An 18,500-nucleotide genomic window follows, 5' to 3' on the forward strand; every position below is an offset into this window, starting at 1 on the left:
TTACAGACCGAGAGTTTCGTTGAGGCTGTCCATCCGGCCCTCGAGTTCGTCCGCGCGGAACGTATCGATCATGTGGCCGTCTTCCATCACATAGAAGCGGTCAGCCACCTTGCGGGCAAAACGGAAATTCTGCTCAACGAGGAGGATGGTCATGCCCTTCGCCTTGAGGGCGCGAATGACGTCGCCGATGCGCTGCACGATCACCGGCGCGAGGCCTTCGGTGGGCTCGTCCAGCAGCAGGATATTGGCGCCGGTGCGCAGGATGCGCGCGATGGCCAGCATCTGCTGCTCGCCGCCGGAAAGCTTGGTGCCCTGGCTGTTGCGCCGCTCCGCCAGATTGGGGAACAGGTGATAGATCTCGTCCAGGGTAAAGCCGCCATCAGCGACCTTCGGCGGCAGCATCAGGTTCTCGTGGACGCTCAGTCCGGAGAAAATGCCGCGCTCTTCCGGCACGAAACCAAGGCCGGCGTAAGCGATATGATGCAGCGGCAGGCTCATCAGATCCTTGCCGCTGAGGCGGATCTCGCCCTGGCGCTTGCGCAGCACGCCCATGATCGACTTGAGGGTGGTGGTCTTGCCGGCCCCATTGCGGCCAAGCAGCGTCACCGTCTCGCCCCTGTGAACCTGAAGGTCGACGCCATGCAGCACATGGCTCTCGCCATACCAGGCCTGGAGGCCCTTCACCTCGAGCAATGGCTCAGTCATGTTCGGACCCCATGTATGCTTCGCGGACGCGCGGGTCCTGGCTGACGGTCTGGTAATCGCCTTCGGCGAGAATTTCGCCGCGCTGCAGCACGGTCACCGCGTCGCACAGGTCTTCCACCACGTGAAGGTTGTGCTCGACCATGACGACGGTGCGGCCGGCGGCGGCCTGGCGGATCAGGTCGGCGATGTGGCCGATGTCCTCATGGGCCATGCCGGCCATGGGCTCATCGAGCAGCATCACGTCCGGCTCCAGCGCCAGGGTGGCGGCCAGCTCCAGGGCGCGTTTGCGGCCATAGGGCAACTCGCCAGCCGTGTGATTGATGAACGCGTCGAGACCAACCGAACGGATCAGGTCGGCGGCGCGGTCGTTCAGCACGGAAAGGGCGGTGTCCGGCTTCCAGAACTGCGTCGCCAGATGCCGGGGACGCTGCAGGGCGATGCGCACGTTCTCCAGCACTGACAGGCTCGGAAACACCGCTGAAATCTGGAACGAACGCACCACGCCGAGACGGGCGATCTCCGCCGGGGCCAGGCCTGTGATGTCCTTGCCGCGATAGGTGATCACGCCGCGCGTCGGCTGCAGGAATTTCGTCAGCAGATTGAAGCAGGTGGTCTTGCCGGCGCCGTTTGGTCCAATCAGGGCGTGGATCGAACCTTCGCGCACCGACAGATCGACGTCCTTGACCGCCACGAAGCCCTTGAACTCCTTGGTCAGTCCCTTCGCGGACAGGACGATGCTCCCTCCGGCGGCGCCGCCGGAGGCCGGGGCGCCAGTATTTTGATTTGTTGGCATTGTCATTTTCAGTTCGCCAGCGGGCAACCGCTTTCCTCTACGGTCATGAAGGCCTGGTTCCCGGGGATGGTGGCCAGGAGTTTATAGTAATCAAAAGCTTGCTTGCTCTCCGAGGGCTTCTTGACTTCAAACAGGTACATGTCGTGGATCATGCGCCCGTTGGCGAGGACCTTGCCCTTGCGGCTGAAGGCGTCCTCGACAGGCATGGCGCGCAGCTTCGCCGCCACGGCGTCGGCGTCATCCGTACCCGCCGCCTCGATGGCCTTCAGGTACTGCAGCACGGCGGAATAGGTGCCGGCCTGGATCATGTTGGGCATCCGGCCTGTCACCTTCTGGTAACGCTGGCCGAAGGCGCGCGCCTTGTCGTCCAGGTCCCAGTAGAAGCCCTCGCTCAGCACCAGCCCGTTGGCGGCCGGCAGACCGAGGCCATGTACTTCCGACAGGGTGATCAGCAGCGACGCCAGGCGCTGGCCGCCCTGGACGATGCCAAACTCGGCCGCCTGCTTGATGGCGTTGGAGGTGTCCATGCCGGCGTTGGCCAGACCAATGACCTTGGCGCCGGAATTCTGGGCCTGAAGCAGGAAGGACGAGAAATCGGAGGCGTTCAGCGGATGCCGCACCTGGCCAATGACATTGCCGCCCTTTGATTTGACGAATTTCGCGGTCTGTTCCTCAAGCGAATGACCGAAAGCATAGTCCGCGGTCAGGAAGAACCAGTCCTTGCCGCCCTGCTCGACCAGCGCGCCGCCGACAGCCTTGGCCATGGCGTGGGTGTCGAACGCCCAGTGGAAGCCATAGGGCGAGCACTGCTTGCCGGTCAGTTCCGAGGTGGCGGCGCCGGTGACGATATTGATGCGTTTTTTCTCACGCGTGAGCTGCTGCACGGCGAGAGCGGCGGACGAGGAGGTCAACTCGACAATGGCGTCGACCTTGTCAGCGTCATACCAGCGGCGGGCGATGCCGGCGGCGATGTCGGCCTTGTTCTGGTGGTCGGCGTCGATCAGCTCCACCGGCGCGCCCAGCACCTTGCCGCCGAAATCCTCGATGGCGAGACGGGCGGCGGCGACCGAGCCCTTGCCGCCGAAGTCGGCGTAAACGCCTGACTGGTCGTTGAGTACGCCGATACGGACGACGCCATCCGAAATCTTGCCTGGGGCGGCGCCCGGCTTTTCCTGCGCATGGGCGCCATTGGCGACAAGCGCCGAGACCGCCGCGGCGGCCATGGCGACGCGCCTGATTCGGCCGCGTATCGTCACAATTCCAGCCATATTTCGCCTCCTGAACACACTGTGTCCATCGCTACAGTCTGCCCTGCGATGCTTTCAGTGCATAGGTCAATTTTTCGCTCTGAACGCTAATGACCTTGCCCTACAGCGACTTGTCAAGGCTGTTCACGCGAATCGGAGCGACGCCTCCTACGAAGTGTCAACATGCTGTCGCTTTTTGATGTTTGCCACAATTCGACATTCTGACGGCTTGCACTTTTTGCCCGGGCCAGGTCACAGCGCCGCCACGTCATCATCATGATGTGCCTCTAACTGCGCTCCAGAATGAAGGCTCGACCAGTCTCGAAAGGATTGCGACATGGCAGACGCCGCCAGGCCGGATGCAAATGCGCCCAAAACCGGCAAGACCGACGCGGGCCCCGGGAAACAGACGCCTGCGGATACAAAAGCTCCGCCAAAAGGCGATCCTGCGCCGGGCGCCGCCACGCCGAAAGCGCCTGAGCCCCCCGCGGTTGCGCCAGTCGCGGCGAAGGCCGGAAAGGCAGCCGCAACCGCCACAGGAACCGCTGGCAAGATGCCCGTGCAGACAGCCGCTTCGCAGCCGGTGAAAGACAGCGCGCCCCTGGCGGCCGCGACGACGGCGAACGGCAATCCGGGCGACGGCAATCCAGGTAACGGCAGCTCTGGCGCCGGCAATTCTGGCGCAGGCAATTCTGACGCAGGAAAGACGACCGGCCCGGGGACCCCTGCATCTGGCGCGCCTGGAGCTGGCGCGGCCGTCACGCAATCCACCGCGGCCACGTCCGCGATCGCCAGAAGCGCGCCCACGCCGGTGGCCTCGCCTTCTGACAGGGTTGGCGCCACGGCGGCGCAGCCAGACAGGCCGGCCGCAGGAACAGCGACGACCACCGCTGCGGCCGCGGCTGGCGCTGGCCCGACGCCCGCAGCCGCCGCAACCACCTCCGCATACCAGCCCCGCCAGCCAAAATCGGACTGGCGGCCCGATGGCGCCGCCACGCCAACAAAGCCATCCGCCCTGCGCCCGCTGCTGCTGGGCGCGGCCGGCGGCGCGTTTGCCGCGCTGCTGGTTGTCGCCATTGCCGGAACCGGGTCCAGAACCGGCGGCCCCCCGGCCCCGGCCGCCAGCGACGGCAAGATCGCCACAGCGATGGAAGAACTGGAAAAGGAGCGCGCCGCCGCGACCGCCCGCAGCTCGGCTGTTGAAACAGTGGAAAAAGCCGCCGCCGGCTTGAGCGCCCGCCTGGACGCCCTGGAGCAGAAGGCTGGCGCCTCCACCGTTCTGCCGGACGCTGTCGAGAACCGCCTCAAGACGCTTGAGCAGAAAATCGCCGGTCTGGACGCCGCCCAGGCTGGCCGCCCGCAGACCGCCGCGAACGGACGCGAGGATGCGGCGGTTGCCGGCCTCGAGCGCCGCATCGCCGGCCTCGAACAGCGTCTTGCCGCGAACGGCGGCGGACGGAGCCAGATTGATCCGTCCGTAAGCTCCGCGATGCCGGCGGAGCGGGCGCCGCGTCAGGAAGCGCCCTTGCGTCAGGAGCCGGCGCAGCAGGCCTATGCGCCAAACGATGAGCCCCAGGACGGCCTGCGTCCTCCAGGACTGATTCCGGAACCGGCGCAACCGCCCCGGCCGACGGGTCCGGTGCGGGGCTGGGTGCTGCATAATGTCTATGGCGGCGTCGCGGTGCTGGAAGGCCGCAGCGCTGGCGTCGTCGAGGTGCGGCGCGGCCAGAGCGTGCCGGGGCTCGGCCGCATCGCCGGCATCGAGCGACGCGGGCAGCGCTGGGTCGTCACCACCGACAGGGGCGTGATCTCGGCGCCGGCCTATTGACCAGACGGGCCGGAGCGGATCGCCTGCACGGCGCGCCCCGGCCCGTTTTCAGGACAGGGCCCGCCGCGTCTCCCGCCGGGGCGACGCGGCGGCTTGACGGACGGGAAACCCGGGCGTAAGTCTTTCACATCCGTGGTGATTTGGCCGGCCGGCTTGCAGCCACGTTAAATAATTCGCTAAAGGGCCGCGGACGTTTTTTGAGCGACCCGGCTTTCTGGCCGGGTTTTTTCATGTCCGCCCGGATCGCCGGCGTGGGGCATGACGCGCCGCCGCGCGGCGCTGTTGTCGGGGAGACGATCGTGGCCATCAACCGCCCTCTTCATCCGGAATCACGTCTGGTTCACGCCGGTTCGCTGCGCTCGCAGTTCGGCGAGACCTCGGAAGCCATGTTCCTCACCCAGGGGCATGTCTACGAAACCGCCGAGGAATGCGAAGCCCGCTTCAAGGGTGAATCACCAGGCTATCTCTACTCGCGGTTTTCCAATCCCACGGTCGAGATGTTCGAGCAGCGCATGGCGGCGCTGGAAGGCGCCGAGGCGGCGCGCGCCACCGCCTCCGGCATGGCCGCCGTCACCGCCGCCATTCTCGCCCAGGTCAGCGCTGGCGACCATGTGGTGGCCGCCCGGGCGCTGTTCGGCTCCTCGCGCTGGCTGACCGATGAGTTGCTGCCGCGCTATGGCGTGGAAACGACGCTGGTCGACGGCGAGGACCTCGACCAGTGGCGCGCCGCCGTGCGACCCAACACCAGGACGGCGCTGATCGAGAGCCCGGCCAACCCGACCCTGAGCATTGTCGACATCGCCGGCGTGGCGGAGATCGTGCATTCCGTCGGCGCCTCGCTGGTGGTGGACAATGTGTTCGCCACGCCGCTGTGGCAAAGCCCGCTGGAACTGGGCGCCGATTGCGTGGTCTATTCGACCACCAAGCACATCGACGGCCAGGGGCGCTGTCTTGGCGGCGTCATTCTGGGCAGCCAGGCCTTCATCCAGGCCCACATCTTCAACTTCCTGCGCCAGACCGGGCCGGCGATGTCGCCGTTCAACGCCTGGGTGATGCTGAAGGGGCTTGAGACGCTCGCCGTGCGCGTGCGCCAGCAGACCGCCAACGCCGGCGCTGTCGCCGACGCTTTGGCGAGTCACCCCAGGGTGTCGAAGCTGATCTATCCCGGCCGCGCCGACCATCCGCAGGCGGAGCTGATCGCCCGGCAGATGCGGGCCGGCTCGACGCTGGTGGCGCTGGAGGTGAAAGGCGGCAAGGCGGCGGCGTTCCGCTTCATGAACGCCCTGTCGCTGGTGAAGATTTCCAACAATCTGGGCGACGCCAAAAGCCTGATCACCCATCCCGCCACCACCACGCACCAGCGTTTCGACGACGCGGCGCGGGCGGCCATGGGCGTCTCCGACGGCCTGTTGCGGCTTTCGGTCGGCCTCGAGCATGCCGACGACCTGATCGCCGACCTCACGGACGCGCTCGAACGGACGTGAGTTTCACGCGGGCCCAGAAGGCGTTTGGGCGCGGCGCGCCGGCGTGCTAACAAGCGGAGCGGAGCGGGAGCCTGTCCGCGCCTCAGGGCCTGGCGCGCTCCCGCCGCATTTCTCCGGGAAAGTGGCGGACATTTTCCTTGAAACGGCTTGTGGCAGGATCGGTTCACGCTGAACCGGAATTTTGCTTCATCCCTTTGATTGGGTGCGTTTTCCTGACGTAAGGCGGCCTCCGCCTTTCTGGAAGACGCTCCGGTATGAGCGGCGCCCATGCAGACCTTCTTCGTCCAGATCAAGTGCAAACTCGGCCAGACCTACGCCGTGGCCAGCGCCCTCGCCGACCGCGAGATCGCCTCCGAGATCTATTCGATCGCCGGCGACTTCGACATTATCGCCAAATTCCATGTGGACCGGGACGTGGACATCGGCCATTTCGTCGCCGAGAAGGTGCAGCCGATCCCCGGCATCGCCGACACCCGGACGCTCATCACCTTCAAGGCGTTCTGACATCGCCGCCGCCATGGCAGCGACGTCCGTGACCGCCGGCGCGGCGCCCGCCCGGCGCGCGCCGCTGCTCGCCTTCCTGATCACCGAGGACTGGTTTTTCGCCTCGCACTTCCTGCCCATGGCGCGGGCGGCGCGGGAGATGGGCCTCGACGTGGTCATCATCACCCGGGTCCGCGAGCACCAGGGCGTGCTTGAGGCAACCGGGGCGCGCGTCATCGCCCTGGAGGCCGAGCGCAAGAGCCTGAACCCGTTCGCCGTGCTGGCCAATGTGGCGCGCCTCGCCGCCATCCTGAAACGCGAGCAGCCCGACATCCTGCATATGGTGGCGCTGCGGCCGATCCTGATCGGCGGCGTCGCGGCGCGCCGCGCCGGCATCGCCCGCCGGGTGTTCGCCCTGACCGGCCTCGGCTTCCTCGGCGCCCGCAAGGATGCGCTGGGCGCCAACGCGGCGCGGGCAATCCGCGCCTTCGTGCGCGGGCCGCTGGAGAACGCCACCACCCGTTATCTGTTCGAGAACCCGGACGACGCCGCCGGCCTCGATCTGGCGCCGGACGATCCGCGCGTGGTGATCGTTGGCGGCGCCGGCGTCGACCCGGAGCAGTTTACCCCGGCGCCACAACCGCAAGGCCCGACGCTACGCGTCGCCGTGGTGGCGCGGATGTTGTGGTCGAAGGGCGTCGATCTGGCGGTGGAAGCGGTGCGGCTCGCCCGGGCGCGCGGGGCCGACGTCAGCCTGTCGCTGTTTGGCGCGCCCGATCCGTCCAATCCGCGCGCCATTCCGGAAAACACGCTGCGTGAATGGAACGCGCGCCCCGGCGTGACCTGGCATGGCCGCACCAGCGACATCGCCGGCGTCTGGCGCGATCACCATGTGGCGCTGCTGCCGTCGCGCGGTGGCGAGGGCCTGCCGCGCACCCTGCTGGAGGCGGCGGCCTGCGGCCGCGCCATCGTCACCACCGACGTGCCAGGCTGCCGCCATTTCGCCCGCGACGGCGTTGACGGCTTCATCGCCCCGCCCGACGATGCGGCTGCGCTGGCCGATGTTCTCGTGCGCCTTGCCAGTGACCGCGACCTCGTCCTTGCCTGTGGCGAAGCGGCGCGCGCCCGCCTGCTGTCCGGCTTTACCGAACGGCATGTGATGGCGCGCGTCAAAGCCATGTACGCCAGCCTGCTGGACGCCCGCTGAAATGATCGACGACCACGACGCCTTCATTCGCGCCCACACCGCCATCACGGCGACGCCGCACGCCCCGGAGATTTCCCTTTGCCTCGCCACCGAAGCGACGGAGTTGTGGAAGAAAACCGAGGAAGAGCTGGGCGAAATCGGGCTGCCTCCGCCATTTTGGGCCTTTGCCTGGGCCGGCGGCCAGGCGCTGGCGCGCTACATCCTCGACAACCCTGAAACGGTAGCCGGCAAACGGGTTCTGGATTTTGCCTCCGGCTCCGGTCTGGTGGCCATCGCGGCGGCGCGGGCCGGCGCGGCGCATGTGGAAGCGGTGGACATCGATCCGTTTTCCGCCAGCGCCATCGGCATCAACGCGGCGCTCAACAACGCCCGCATCGCGGTGCGGACCGACAATCTGCTTGGCGAACAGCAGGACGGCGCATGGCCCGCCAGTGACTGGCGCGATGAGGGCTGGGACGTCGTGCTTGCCGGCGATATCTGCTATGAGCGCGATCTGGCGGCGCGGGTCATCAGCTGGCTGGAAGCCCTGGCCGGGCGCGGCGCCGCCGTGGTGATTGGCGATCCGGGCCGCAGCTACCTGCCGAAAGCCCGTCTCACCCAGATCGCTGTCTATGAGGTGCCGGTGACGCGGGAGCTGGAGGACAGCGAGGTGAAGCGCACCTGCGTCTGGCGGCTGCGGCGGAACTGAAACATTTGCGGACGGCCGGCGGGCCATCGCAACCCTCGCCGGGTTGCGCCGGCGGGCGCCGGCGCCCACAATACGGATGGAGCGGCGACGGAGGGTTCGCCAGGACCAGGATCATGACCATCAGGCACGGCCACGCACAGCACGGCGCCCACCAGCAGGGCGATGATGGCCGCCACGACCATGGCCAGCCGACGCACGCACAGCATGCGCACGGCGCGCATGATCACGCGCAGTGCGCCCATGCCGACGCCCGCCGCAGGCAGGCGCCCATCGCCATGGCCGAGGCTGACCGCCTGTGCCGCGAGCGCGGCGTGCGGCTGACCGATCTGCGCCGCTCGGTGCTGGCGGCCCTGTATGAAACCCACCGGCCGCTGGGCGCCTATGACCTGGCCGAGATCCTGGCCGGCCAGTCGGGCAAGCGGATCGCTCCGGTGACCGTCTACCGGGTGCTCGAATTTTTGACCGGGCAGGGATTCGTGCACCGGCTGGTGACGCGCAACGCCTTCATCGCCTGCCCACACCAGCACGACGCCGGCGACGTCACCGTGTTCCTGATCTGCGCCCGCTGCGGCGGGGTCGATGAGCTGGAATCCCCGGCGATCAATACGGCGATCGGCGACCTGCTGAAGACCTCGCAATTCACGCCGGCGGCGAAGATCGTCGAGATTGACGGCATCTGCGCCCATTGCCACGGATCGGCCGGGACGCCGGGCGGCGCGGCATAACGCATTCAGGCCCACACCACATCATGCAACAGTCCCCTGCCTCCCAGGCGCCCGCCGCTGTCCCCGCCGTTCCCGCGCGCGCGCCGTTTGACGCCGGCTTCGGCGTTTATGTGCACTGGCCGTTCTGCGCCTCCAAATGCCCCTATTGCGACTTCAACAGCCATGTGCGCCGAGCGCCCGTGGATGAGGCGCGTTATGTGGCGGCGTTCAGGACCGAGCTGGCGCATCGCGCCGCCATCGCCCCGGACCGCACGGTGACCAGCATCTTCTTCGGCGGCGGCACCCCGTCGCTGATGCAGGGCGCGACGGTTGGCGCCATCCTCGACGCCATCGCGGGTTTGTGGCCGGTGGCGCCGGATGCGGAAATCACCCTGGAGGCCAACCCCACCAGCGTCGAGGCCGGCCGGTTCCGCGATTACCGCGCCGCCGGGGTCAACCGCGTCTCGCTCGGCGTCCAGGCGCTCAATGATCCCGACCTGAAACGGCTTGGCCGCCTGCACAGCGCTGAAGAAGCGCTGGCGGCTGTGCGCGTGGCCGGGGAAATTTTCGAGCGCTATTCGTTCGACCTGATCTACGCCCGCCCGCACCAGACCGCAGCCGCCTGGCGGGCCGAGCTGGAACAGGCGATCGCGCGCGCCGTCGAGCACCTGTCGCTGTACCAGCTGACCATCGAACCCGGCACCTGGTTCGACCGGCTGTATCGCGCCGGCAAGCTGACGACGCCGGACGAGGATCTGGCGCGGGCGCTGTGGGACGTGACCCAGGAGGTTTGCGACCGCCACGGCATGCCGGCCTATGAGGTGTCGAACCATGCGCGCCCCGGGGCGGAAAGCCGGCACAACCTGGTGTACTGGCGCTATGGCGAATACGCTGGCGTCGGCCCGGGCGCCCACGGCCGGCTGGTTGGCCCGGACGGACGCCTGGCCATGGCCACCGAACTGGCGCCGGAGAAATGGCTGGAGCAGGTGGAGCGCCAGGGTCACGGCCTCACCGAAACGGAAAGCCTGACGGCTGAGGCCCAGGGCGACGAATATCTGGTGATGGGCCTGCGCCTTGCCGAGGGCATTGTTCCGGCCCGCTATGCAGCCCTTGCCGGCCGGCCGCTCGACGCTGGCCGCATTCGCGACCTCACGGAGCACGGTCTGATCCGCCGCGACGGCGAACGGCTGGCCATCACGCCCGCCGGCTTTCCGGTGCTCAACGCCGTGATCAGCCAGCTGGCGGCGTAAAATTTCCTGACATTTTCTGTCGCCAACCGGAAATTGTCGTCGCTCCGCCTGTCATGAGACGGCGTTCCCGGGGCGGCGTGCTATAATGGCGGCGGCGTTTCCGTACGGATTGCGGAAACAATCCATTTTTTGGCTGGCGCATTTCTTCAGGCGAAGCGGTTTTGACTTCGCCGGAAACTGCTTTGAGATACGACGTAACGCGGCGGGGGAGCTGGACAATGGCTGAGACGCTCAAAAACCGGCGGCCGGACCAGGAGCACCGACAGCAGGGCGGATCTGGCGGCCATGGCGGTTCCGGGCGACGCGAGGCGCAGCCCTCCCGCTTCACCGCCTTCGGCATGGCGGCGGAGGCGGAGCGCATCGCGCCCGGCCTGCATCTGGTGGCGACGCCAATTGGCAACCTGAAGGACATTTCCTTCCGCGCCCTGTCGACGCTGGCCGCCGCCGACGCCATCCTCGCCGAGGACACCCGCGTCACCCGCGTGCTGCTGGCCCATTATGGCGTGACCACGCCGCTGCTGAACTATCACGAGCACAACGCCGCCCAGATGCGCCCCAAAATCATGGCGCGGCTGGCGGAGGGGCAGGCGCTGGCGCTGGTTTCCGACGCCGGCACGCCGCTGGTGTCCGACCCCGGCCACAAGCTGGTGGAGGAGGCGCTGGCGCATGGCCATGCCATCACCACCGCCCCCGGCCCCTCTGCGGTGCTCACCGGGCTGGTGCTCTCCGGCCTGCCGATGGACGCCTTCTTTTTCGGCGGCTTCCTGCCCACGAAACAGGCGGCGCGCAAACATCGTTTGCTTGAGCTGGCCCATGTGCCGGGCACGCTGGCGTTCTTCGAATCACCCCAGCGGGTCGGCGACATGCTGGCCGACGCCGCCGAGGTGCTCGGCGATCGCCCGGCCGCCGTGGCCCGCGAACTGACCAAGATGTTCGAGAATGTGCGGCGCGGCTCGCTCAGCGAACTGGCTGCGCAATATGCGCAGGAAGGACCGCCGCGCGGCGAGATCGTGGTGATGATTGGCGGACCGGACCGGGCCCAGGCCGCCGCCGACGCCGGCGCCACGGTTGACGAGCGCCTGCGCGCCCTGCTCCCGGCCCATTCCATGAAGGAGGCGGTGGCGCTGGTGACGGCGCAAACCGGCCTGCCGCGCAAGGAGGTCTACGCCCGCGCCCTGCTGCTGGGCCGCGCCGACAGCGACGGCTGAGCGCCGGCGCATGCACGGCGTCCCGCCCCCCAACCGCCATCTGGCCAGCAGCGCGCGCGGCAACCGCGCCGAGGCAATGGCGGCGTGGCTGCTGCGCCTGAAAGGTTATCGCATCCTGGCGCGGCGGTTTCGCGCCGGCGCCGGGGAAATCGACCTGATCGCGGCGCGCGGCGATGTCATCGCCTTTGTGGAAGTGAAGGCGCGCCGGCGCATGGACGACGCGGTGGTCGCCATCACGCCCGACAAGCAGCGGCGCATCGCCAGCGCCGCCCGCATCTGGCTGGCGCGCCACCCGGGCTTCGCCGGGCGCACCCTGCGGCTGGACGCGGTGTTCATCGGCGAGATGTCCAGAGAGGGCTTTTGGGGAGCCATTTGGGGCGTCTTCTGGCGCGGCTCGCGCCGCGGCGCTTCCAGTTGGCCGCGGCATCTCAGCAATATCGCGCCGCTAATGCTGTAAAACGCATTGCAGAACGCCAATGCGCGCCGTTGCGCCCGGGCCCCTCGCCGCCATAAATTGACAGGCGCAGGGGTCTGGCCGCGCCAGACCCGGGCACGATGGGAAACCGCCCAGGCCCTGTTGGGCAGGGGCGGTTCTCGCGCCGCCGGAGCGGGTCCGCAGTCAGACGGACATCACAGGTCTCCGGCATCCTGAATTGTCGCGTTTCCGGCGCCGTGCAGGTCGCCTGGCCGGATGCGCCCTGAGACGAGGCCCCCATGGTCCTGAATGTTGCGGTCCAGATGGACCCGATCGCGCGCATCAACATCACCGGCGACTCCACCTTCGCCATGCTGCTTGAAGCGCAGGCCCGGGGGCACCGGCTGTTCTACTACACGCCGGACCAGCTCTCGATGCGCAATGGCGAAGTCAGCGCGCCGATGCGCACGCTGCAGGTGCGCGATGTGGCCGGCGACCATTTCACCGTCGGCGACGCCGAACGCACGCCGCTGGAGCAGATGGACGTGGTGCTGATGCGCCAGGACCCGCCGTTCGACCTGGCCTACATCACCGCGACGCACCTGCTGGAGCGCATTCACCCGAAGGTGCTGGTGGTCAACAACCCGGCCGAGGTGCGCAATGCGCCGGAAAAGCTCTTCGTCACACATTTTCCGCAGCTGATGCCGCCGACGCTGATCAGCCGCGACAAGGCGGAAATTGAGGCGTTCCGTCGCGAATACGGCGCCATCGTCATGAAGCCGCTGCACGGCCACGGCGGCGCGGCGGTGCTGCGCGTGCTGCCGGAGGACCCGAACTTCGGCTCGATGTTCGACCTGTTTTCGGTGACGTTCCGCGAGCCATGGGTGATCCAGCGCTTCCTGCCGGAGGTCGTCCAGGGCGACAAGCGCATCATCCTCGTCGAGGGCAAAGCGCTGGGCGCGGTCAACCGGGTGCCCGCCGCCAATGACATCCGCTCCAACATGGTGCGCGGCGGCGCCGCCAACGCCACCGAACTGACCGGGCGCGAACGTGAGATCTGCGAGACCATCGGACCCGAGTTGGCGAAACGCGGCCTGATCTTTGTCGGCATCGATGTGATCGACGGCAATCTCACCGAAATCAACGTCACCTCGCCCACCGGCATCCGGGCGATCCGCCGCATCGGCGGCCCGGATCTTGCTTCCGCCATGTGGGACGCCATTGAGGCGCGCCGGGCCTGACGATCAGGTCCGGCCTGTCAGGAATGCATGGTCGGTCGCGGCGCGTCGCGTCGCGACCTGTCGTGGGAGCTTTCGCTTGAACCAGGCCGCCGAAACCGTTGCTGTTCCAGCCCTGCCCGACGCGCCGGCGGATGGCGCGGCGCTGACCGAAGCCGTGATGGCGCTGGCCGATGCACACAGCGACGACCTCGACCGCCTGCGCCGCGCCCTGCTGGCCCTGCTGCGGCAGACGCTGGCGGACGGGCGCGCGGCGGCGCGGGTCAAGCTGCTGGAGGAGCGAGACGGACTGCGCTGCGCCCGCCGGCTGTCATGGCTGATGGATTCCATCGTGCAGGCGCTGCACGCGGTGTTCACCCGGCGGTTTTTCCCGGTCAGCAACCCCTCTACCAGCGAGCGGCTGGCCATCGTCGCCACCGGCGGCTACGGCCGGGGCACCATGGCGCCCGGCTCCGACGTGGACCTGCTGTTCCTGACGCCGTGGAAGCCGACGCCGTGGAGCGAGAGCATTGTCGAGGCGGTGCTCTACCTGCTGTGGGACCTGAAGCTGAAGGTCGGCCACGCCACCCGCTCCATCGACGAGTGCATCCGGGAGAGCCGCGGCGATCTGACCATCCGCACCTCGGTGCTTGAGGCGCGGCTGGTGGCCGGCGACGCGGCGCTGTTCGACGACATGGCCCGGCGGTTCGACGCCGAGGTGGTGGAAGGCACGGCGGCGGAGTTCGTCGAGGGCAAGCTCGGCGAGCGGGACGCCCGCCTGCGCCAGCTTGGCGGCGCGTCGCGCTATGTGGTCGAGCCCAACGTCAAGGAAGGCAAGGGCGGCCTGCGCGATCTGAACACGCTGTTCTGGATCGGCAAATATGTCTACCGCGTCCGCGACGCGCGCGAGCTGGTGCGGGCGGGGCTGTTCCTGCGCCAGGAGTACGCCCGCTTCAACGAGTGCGAGGAATTTCTGTGGCGGGTGCGCTGCCACATGCACTTCATCACCGGCCGCGCCGAGGAGCGGCTGTCGTTCGATCTGCAACCCCAGCTGGCGGCGGAGCTCGGCTACACCGACCACGGCGCCCTCTCCGGCGTCGAGCGCTTCATGAAGCGCTACTTCCTCATCGCCAAGGACGTGGGCGATCTCACCGCCATCGTCTGCGCCGCCATGGAGGCGCAGCACGCCAAGAAGCGGCCGATGCTGGACCGCTTCATAAAGCGGCTGAAGCCGGCGGCGCGGCTGAAATCCACCGACTTCCTGCTGGAAGGCGACCGCATCACCGTCCGTTCCGAGGACGTGTTCCGCAACGACCCGGTCAATCTGGTGCGGCTGTTCTGGCTGGCGCAGCAGTACGACCTGCCGCTGCACCCCCACGCCAGCCGCCTCGTCACCCGCTCGCTGAAGCTGATGACCAAGGCGATCCGCGAGGACAGGGAGGCCAACCGGCTGTTCCTTGACATCCTGACGTCAAAAAACTCACCAGAAGCGGTGTTGCGCGCCATGAATGAAACCGGCGTGCTCGGCCGGTTCATCCCGGAGTTCGGCCGGGTCGTCGCGATGATGCAGTTCAACATGTATCACCATTACACGGTGGATGAGCATCTGCTGCGGGCGGTGGGCGTGCTGGCGGAGATCGACGCGGGGCGCATGCAGGACGAGCACCCGGTGTCCAACCGCATCATCGGCGCGCTGCAGCACCGGCGCGTGCTGTATGTGGCGGTGTTCCTGCACGATATCGCCAAGGGCCGGCCGGAGGACCACTCCATCGCCGGGGCGCGCGTCGCCCGGCGGCTGTGTCCGCGCCTCGGCCTGACGCGCACGGAAACCGAACTGGTCGCCTGGTTGATCGAGCATCATCTGCTGATGTCGATGACGGCGCAGAGCCGCGACCTCGCCGACCCGGTGACCATCGACACCTTCGGCAAGGTCGTCCAGACCATGGAGCGCCTGAAGCTGCTGATGATCCTGACCGTCGCCGACATCAAGGCGGTGGGGCCAGGCGTCTGGAACGGCTGGAAGGGCGAGCTGTTGCGGACGCTGTATTTCGAAACCGAGAGCTACATCACCGGCGGTCATGGCGACGCGGCGCGCAGCGAGCGCATGCGCAATGCCCAGGAGGCGCTGCGCATGCTGCTGCCAGCGTGGAGCGACGCGGACTTCGAGGCCTACGCCGCCCGACATTATCCCGCTTACTGGCTGAAGGTGAACCCCGAGCGCAAGGCGCGCCAGGCGGAGCTGTTCCGCAAGACGGCGGCGGACGGCCATACCACCGCCACCGCCGTGGTCACCGACCAGTTTCGCGGCGTCACCGAACTCACGGTCATGGCGCCGGACCACCCGCGCCTGCTGGCGATTATCACCGGCGCCTGCGCCGCGGCGGGCGGCAATATCGTCGACGCGCAGATTTTCACCACCGCCGACGGCATCGCCCTCGACACGATTTTCATCTCGCGGGCCTTTGTCGAGGACGCGGATGAATTGCGGCGCGGCGAACGGATTGGCGAGGCCATGGTGCGGGCGCTGAAGGGCGAGGTGAAGATAGCCGATCTGGTGGCGGCGCGCGGTTCGAAAACCCGCACCCGACCGTTCCACATCGACCCGGAGGTCATCATCGACAACAGCCTGTCGAACCGCGAGACGGTGCTGGAGGTGTCCTGCCTGGACCGCACCGGCCTGCTCTACGACCTGACCACGGCGATCGGCGGCCTCAACCTCAACATTTCATCCGCCCACATTGTCACCTTCGGCGAGCATGCGGTCGACACCTTCTATGTCACCGACCTGACCAACGCCAAAATCGTTGCGCCATCACGCCAGACAGCCATCCGGCGCCGGCTGCTGGAGGCGTTGAAGGCGCCTGGGGCGGCAGGTGGCCAGGGGCCGCGCAAAACCGGCGGCCGCACGGCCGCGCCTTGATTTTGCGGGCAGGCCATCTGATATGGCTGTCAATTCCTTTTCCCTTTTCAACCAGCCGGGTGACATGAACCAGAAGCCGAATGAAGACCGCGATGATCCGGTCGCCACGCCAGATCAGGAAATCCCCGTCTCCGCCGAAGCCGGCGCCGAAGGCGCGCAACGCGACCCGGGCGAGGTGATCGCCGCCCTGGCCGCAGAGAACGCCGAACTGAAGGACAGGTCGCTGCGCGCCCTGGCGGACGTGGAAAACATGCGCCGCCGCACCCAGAAAGAGGTGGCGGACGCCCGCGCCTATGGCGCGACCAACTTTGCCCGCGACATGCTGACGGTCGTCGACAATATCAGCCGGGCGCTTGAAGCTGTGCCGGAGGCCGACCGGGCGGCGCTGGACGAGCGGGCGCGCGGCCTGATCGAGGGCATCGAGCTGACCCAGCGCGACATGCTGAAGACCCTGGAGCGGCATGGCGTGAAGCTGGTGTCGCCGCTTGGCGAGCGTTTCGATCCCAATCTGCATCAGGCGATGTTCGAGGCGCCCGATCCGTCCGTGCCAAACGGCACGGTGGTGCAGGTGCTGCAAGTCGGCTTCAGCATCGGCGACCGGGTGCTGCGCCCGGCGCTGGTGGGCGTTTCCAAGGGTGGGCCGAAAGCCGGCGCCGAGCCGCCGCAGACCGGCAACGCCTGAGGCGACAGGGCGCGAAAGCGCCCGCGCCAGGCCAAGCCACGCAAGGCAAGGCAAGGCAAGGCAAGGCAAGGGCCAAACCACACAAAGACACTCTGGCCCGGGGCAGTTGCTCCGGGCCTTTTTGATCTTTGATCGCCAGATCAGGAGACGCGGCGCGCCGCCCGCGCAATTGGCGGCCCGGCGCCATGGCATGTCATGGCTGGCTTGGCGCCCCATGACGACGTCAGAACCCGGGACGCGGTTTCCGCCAGTCAGCCCACAGGCGCCTCAGCCCGAAGATGCCCTGGCGCCGGCGCCAAACCGCCGCTCGATATAATCCTCGACCATCACCCGGAAATCCGTGGCGATGCCGGGGCCGCGCAACGTGGTTGCCTTGGCGCCGTCGATGAACACCGGCGCCGCCGGGCTCTCGCCGGTGCCCGGCAGGGAAATGCCGATGTCGGCGTGCTTGGATTCGCCCGGGCCGTTGACGATGCAGCCCATCACCGCGACGTTCAGATTCTCAACGCCCGGATAGCTCTGCTTCCACGCCGGCATCGAAGTGACGATCCAGTCCTGGATATCGCGGGCCAGCTCCTGGAACACGGTGGAGGTGGTGCGGCCGCAGCCTGGACAAGCGGCCACCAGCGGCACGAAGGTGCGGAAGCCCATGGTCTGAAGCAGTTCCTGGGCGGTGCGCACCTCAACCGTACGGTCGCCGCCCGGCTCCGGCGTCAGCGAGAAGCGGATGGTGTCGCCGATGCCCTCCTGCAGCAGGATGCCAATGGCGGCGGACGAGGCGACGATGCCCTTGCTGCCCATGCCCGCCTCGGTGAGACCGAGGTGAATGGCGTAATCGGCGCGGCGCGACAGCTCGCGGTAGACGGCGATCAGGTCCTGCACCGCCGATACCTTGGCCGACAGGATGATGCGGTCGCGGCCAAGCCCCATCTCCTCCGCCCGTTCGGCGGAGCGCAGCGCCGACTGGATCATCGCCTCGCGGGTGATGGCCCGGGCGTCGCGCGGCGTGGCCGATGCGGCGTTTTCGTCCATCAGCGCCGTCAGCAGCTCCTGGTCCAGCGAACCCCAGTTGGCGCCGATGCGCACGGGCTTGTCAAAACGCATCGCCATTTCGATGATGGCGCCGAACTGCCGGTCCCGCTTGTCCTTGAAACCAACATTGCCCGGATTGATGCGGTATTTGGCCAGCGCCTCGGCGCAGGCCGGATGATCAGCCAGCAGCTTGTGACCGATATAATGGAAATCGCCGACCAGCGGCACGGTGACGCCGATGCGCGCCAGCCGGTCGCGGATGCGCGGCACGGCGGCGGCGGCCTCGTCGCGGTCGACGGTGATGCGCACCAGCTCCGAGCCGGCGTTGGCGAGCGCCGCCACCTGGCGAACCGTGGCGTCGATATCAGCCGTGTCCGTATTGGTCATCGACTGGACAACGATGGGCGCGCCGCCGCCAACCTGGACGTCGCCCACCATGACGCCGACCGTCGGCCGGCGCGGCGCGGGACCTGCGATATCGGGATCCTGCGTCGCCGGAAGACCGGCGGGACAGTCGGATGGGGAAATCGGCAACGGGGCGGTGGTCACTGCGTCGTCCTGGATCGTGAGCGCCAGTTTTCAGGCGTCGGGGTTATAGCGCCAAATCACCCGTCCGCACAGGGCGTTCCGCGTATGC

General features: G+C 67.8%; 16 protein-coding genes and 1 riboswitch. Of the genes, 12 read left to right on the forward strand and 4 right to left on the reverse strand.

What is annotated here, in order from left to right; translation table 11 throughout:
• From ACERNI_RS04495 to ACERNI_RS04505, 3 genes are read right to left on the reverse strand one after another with little or no spacing between them, the layout of a single operon-like run.
• Complete coding sequence (locus ACERNI_RS04495; RefSeq protein WP_448832059.1) at positions 1-705, reverse strand: ABC transporter ATP-binding protein; 705 nt, start codon at positions 703-705, stop codon at positions 1-3.
• Entirely contained in the window at positions 698-1,504 is an 807-nt protein-coding gene (locus tag ACERNI_RS04500; RefSeq protein ID WP_448832060.1) for an ABC transporter ATP-binding protein, read from the reverse strand. The genes ACERNI_RS04495 and ACERNI_RS04500 overlap by 8 nt, the downstream gene beginning before the upstream one ends.
• Positions 1,505-1,506: 2 nt before the next feature.
• Positions 1,507-2,766, reverse strand: a complete 1,260-nt coding sequence (locus ACERNI_RS04505) for an ABC transporter substrate-binding protein (protein WP_448832061.1) — start codon at positions 2,764-2,766, stop codon at positions 1,507-1,509.
• 532 nt (positions 2,767-3,298) lie between these two features.
• Between ACERNI_RS04505 and ACERNI_RS04510 the strand changes: the two genes are divergently transcribed.
• The 12 genes from ACERNI_RS04510 (at position 3,299) to grpE (ending at position 16,831) form a co-directional block, all read left to right on the forward strand.
• A complete protein-coding gene (locus ACERNI_RS04510; RefSeq protein ID WP_448832062.1) occupies positions 3,299-4,573 on the forward strand; it encodes a hypothetical protein in 1,275 nt (424 codons plus the stop codon).
• Positions 4,574-4,695: 122 nt separating this feature from the next.
• Positions 4,696-4,773, forward strand: a riboswitch (SAM riboswitch).
• Positions 4,774-4,803: 30 nt separating this feature from the next.
• Complete coding sequence (locus tag ACERNI_RS04515; protein ID WP_448832063.1) at positions 4,804-6,057, forward strand: O-succinylhomoserine sulfhydrylase; 1,254 nt, start codon at positions 4,804-4,806, stop codon at positions 6,055-6,057.
• A gap of 267 nt (positions 6,058-6,324) precedes the next feature.
• Positions 6,325-6,561, forward strand: a complete 237-nt coding sequence (locus ACERNI_RS04520) for an Lrp/AsnC ligand binding domain-containing protein (RefSeq protein WP_191318417.1) — start codon at positions 6,325-6,327, stop codon at positions 6,559-6,561.
• A gap of 13 nt (positions 6,562-6,574) precedes the next feature.
• Positions 6,575-7,747, forward strand: a complete 1,173-nt coding sequence (locus tag ACERNI_RS04525; RefSeq protein ID WP_448832064.1) for a glycosyltransferase family 4 protein — start codon at positions 6,575-6,577, stop codon at positions 7,745-7,747.
• Between the two features lies 1 nt (position 7,748).
• Positions 7,749-8,435, forward strand: a complete 687-nt coding sequence (locus tag ACERNI_RS04530; RefSeq protein WP_448832065.1) for a class I SAM-dependent methyltransferase — start codon at positions 7,749-7,751, stop codon at positions 8,433-8,435.
• Positions 8,436-8,548: 113 nt separating this feature from the next.
• Positions 8,549-9,160 carry a Fur family transcriptional regulator gene (locus tag ACERNI_RS04535; protein WP_448832066.1) on the forward strand — a complete coding sequence of 204 codons (612 nt, stop codon included), beginning with the start codon at positions 8,549-8,551 and terminating at the stop codon, positions 9,158-9,160.
• Between the two features lie 23 nt (positions 9,161-9,183).
• Positions 9,184-10,389, forward strand: a complete 1,206-nt coding sequence (gene hemW / locus ACERNI_RS04540; RefSeq protein ID WP_448832067.1) for a radical SAM family heme chaperone HemW — start codon at positions 9,184-9,186, stop codon at positions 10,387-10,389.
• A 338-nt stretch (positions 10,390-10,727) separates the two neighbouring features.
• Positions 10,728-11,597 (forward strand): 16S rRNA (cytidine(1402)-2'-O)-methyltransferase, encoded by an 870-nt coding sequence (rsmI, locus tag ACERNI_RS04545; RefSeq protein ID WP_448832166.1) that lies wholly within the window; start codon positions 10,728-10,730, stop codon positions 11,595-11,597.
• A 10-nt stretch (positions 11,598-11,607) separates the two neighbouring features.
• Positions 11,608-12,054 carry a YraN family protein gene (locus tag ACERNI_RS04550; protein ID WP_448832068.1) on the forward strand — a complete coding sequence of 149 codons (447 nt, stop codon included), beginning with the start codon at positions 11,608-11,610 and terminating at the stop codon, positions 12,052-12,054.
• Between the two features lie 257 nt (positions 12,055-12,311).
• Positions 12,312-13,253 (forward strand): glutathione synthase, encoded by a 942-nt coding sequence (gshB, locus tag ACERNI_RS04555; protein ID WP_448832069.1) that lies wholly within the window; start codon positions 12,312-12,314, stop codon positions 13,251-13,253.
• A gap of 157 nt (positions 13,254-13,410) precedes the next feature.
• Positions 13,411-16,149 (forward strand): [protein-PII] uridylyltransferase, encoded by a 2,739-nt coding sequence (locus ACERNI_RS04560; protein ID WP_448832167.1) that lies wholly within the window; start codon positions 13,411-13,413, stop codon positions 16,147-16,149.
• A 64-nt stretch (positions 16,150-16,213) separates the two neighbouring features.
• A complete protein-coding gene (gene grpE / locus ACERNI_RS04565) occupies positions 16,214-16,831 on the forward strand; it encodes a nucleotide exchange factor GrpE (protein WP_448832070.1) in 618 nt (205 codons plus the stop codon).
• 267 nt (positions 16,832-17,098) lie between these two features.
• Here the strand turns inward: grpE and ispG are convergent, their stop codons facing one another.
• Positions 17,099-18,397 (reverse strand): flavodoxin-dependent (E)-4-hydroxy-3-methylbut-2-enyl-diphosphate synthase, encoded by a 1,299-nt coding sequence (gene ispG, locus ACERNI_RS04570; protein ID WP_448832168.1) that lies wholly within the window; start codon positions 18,395-18,397, stop codon positions 17,099-17,101.
• Positions 18,398-18,500 lie beyond the last annotated feature (103 nt).

Source organism: Camelimonas sp. ID_303_24, assembly GCF_053543495.1.

Bases quoted from the DNA above. Each gene is read 5' to 3' on its own strand.
- ACERNI_RS04495 (WP_448832059.1), bottom strand. From the start codon at position 705: ATGACTGAGCCATTGCTCGAGGTGAAGGGCCTCCAGGCCTGGTATGGC.
- ACERNI_RS04500 (WP_448832060.1), bottom strand. From the start codon at position 1,504: ATGACAATGCCAACAAATCAAAATACTGGCGCCCCGGCCTCCGGCGGC.
- ACERNI_RS04505 (WP_448832061.1), bottom strand. From the start codon at position 2,766: ATGGCTGGAATTGTGACGATACGCGGCCGAATCAGGCGCGTCGCCATG.
- ACERNI_RS04510 (WP_448832062.1), top strand. From the start codon at position 3,299: ATGCCCGTGCAGACAGCCGCTTCGCAGCCGGTGAAAGACAGCGCGCCC.
- ACERNI_RS04515 (WP_448832063.1), top strand. From the start codon at position 4,804: ATGTCCGCCCGGATCGCCGGCGTGGGGCATGACGCGCCGCCGCGCGGC.
- ACERNI_RS04520 (WP_191318417.1), top strand. From the start codon at position 6,325: ATGCAGACCTTCTTCGTCCAGATCAAGTGCAAACTCGGCCAGACCTAC.
- ACERNI_RS04525 (WP_448832064.1), top strand. From the start codon at position 6,575: ATGGCAGCGACGTCCGTGACCGCCGGCGCGGCGCCCGCCCGGCGCGCG.
- ACERNI_RS04530 (WP_448832065.1), top strand. From the start codon at position 7,749: ATGATCGACGACCACGACGCCTTCATTCGCGCCCACACCGCCATCACG.
- ACERNI_RS04535 (WP_448832066.1), top strand. From the start codon at position 8,549: ATGACCATCAGGCACGGCCACGCACAGCACGGCGCCCACCAGCAGGGC.
- hemW (WP_448832067.1), top strand. From the start codon at position 9,184: ATGCAACAGTCCCCTGCCTCCCAGGCGCCCGCCGCTGTCCCCGCCGTT.
- rsmI (WP_448832166.1), top strand. From the start codon at position 10,728: ATGGCGGCGGAGGCGGAGCGCATCGCGCCCGGCCTGCATCTGGTGGCG.
- ACERNI_RS04550 (WP_448832068.1), top strand. From the start codon at position 11,608: ATGCACGGCGTCCCGCCCCCCAACCGCCATCTGGCCAGCAGCGCGCGC.
- gshB (WP_448832069.1), top strand. From the start codon at position 12,312: ATGGTCCTGAATGTTGCGGTCCAGATGGACCCGATCGCGCGCATCAAC.
- ACERNI_RS04560 (WP_448832167.1), top strand. From the start codon at position 13,411: ATGGCGCTGGCCGATGCACACAGCGACGACCTCGACCGCCTGCGCCGC.
- grpE (WP_448832070.1), top strand. From the start codon at position 16,214: ATGAACCAGAAGCCGAATGAAGACCGCGATGATCCGGTCGCCACGCCA.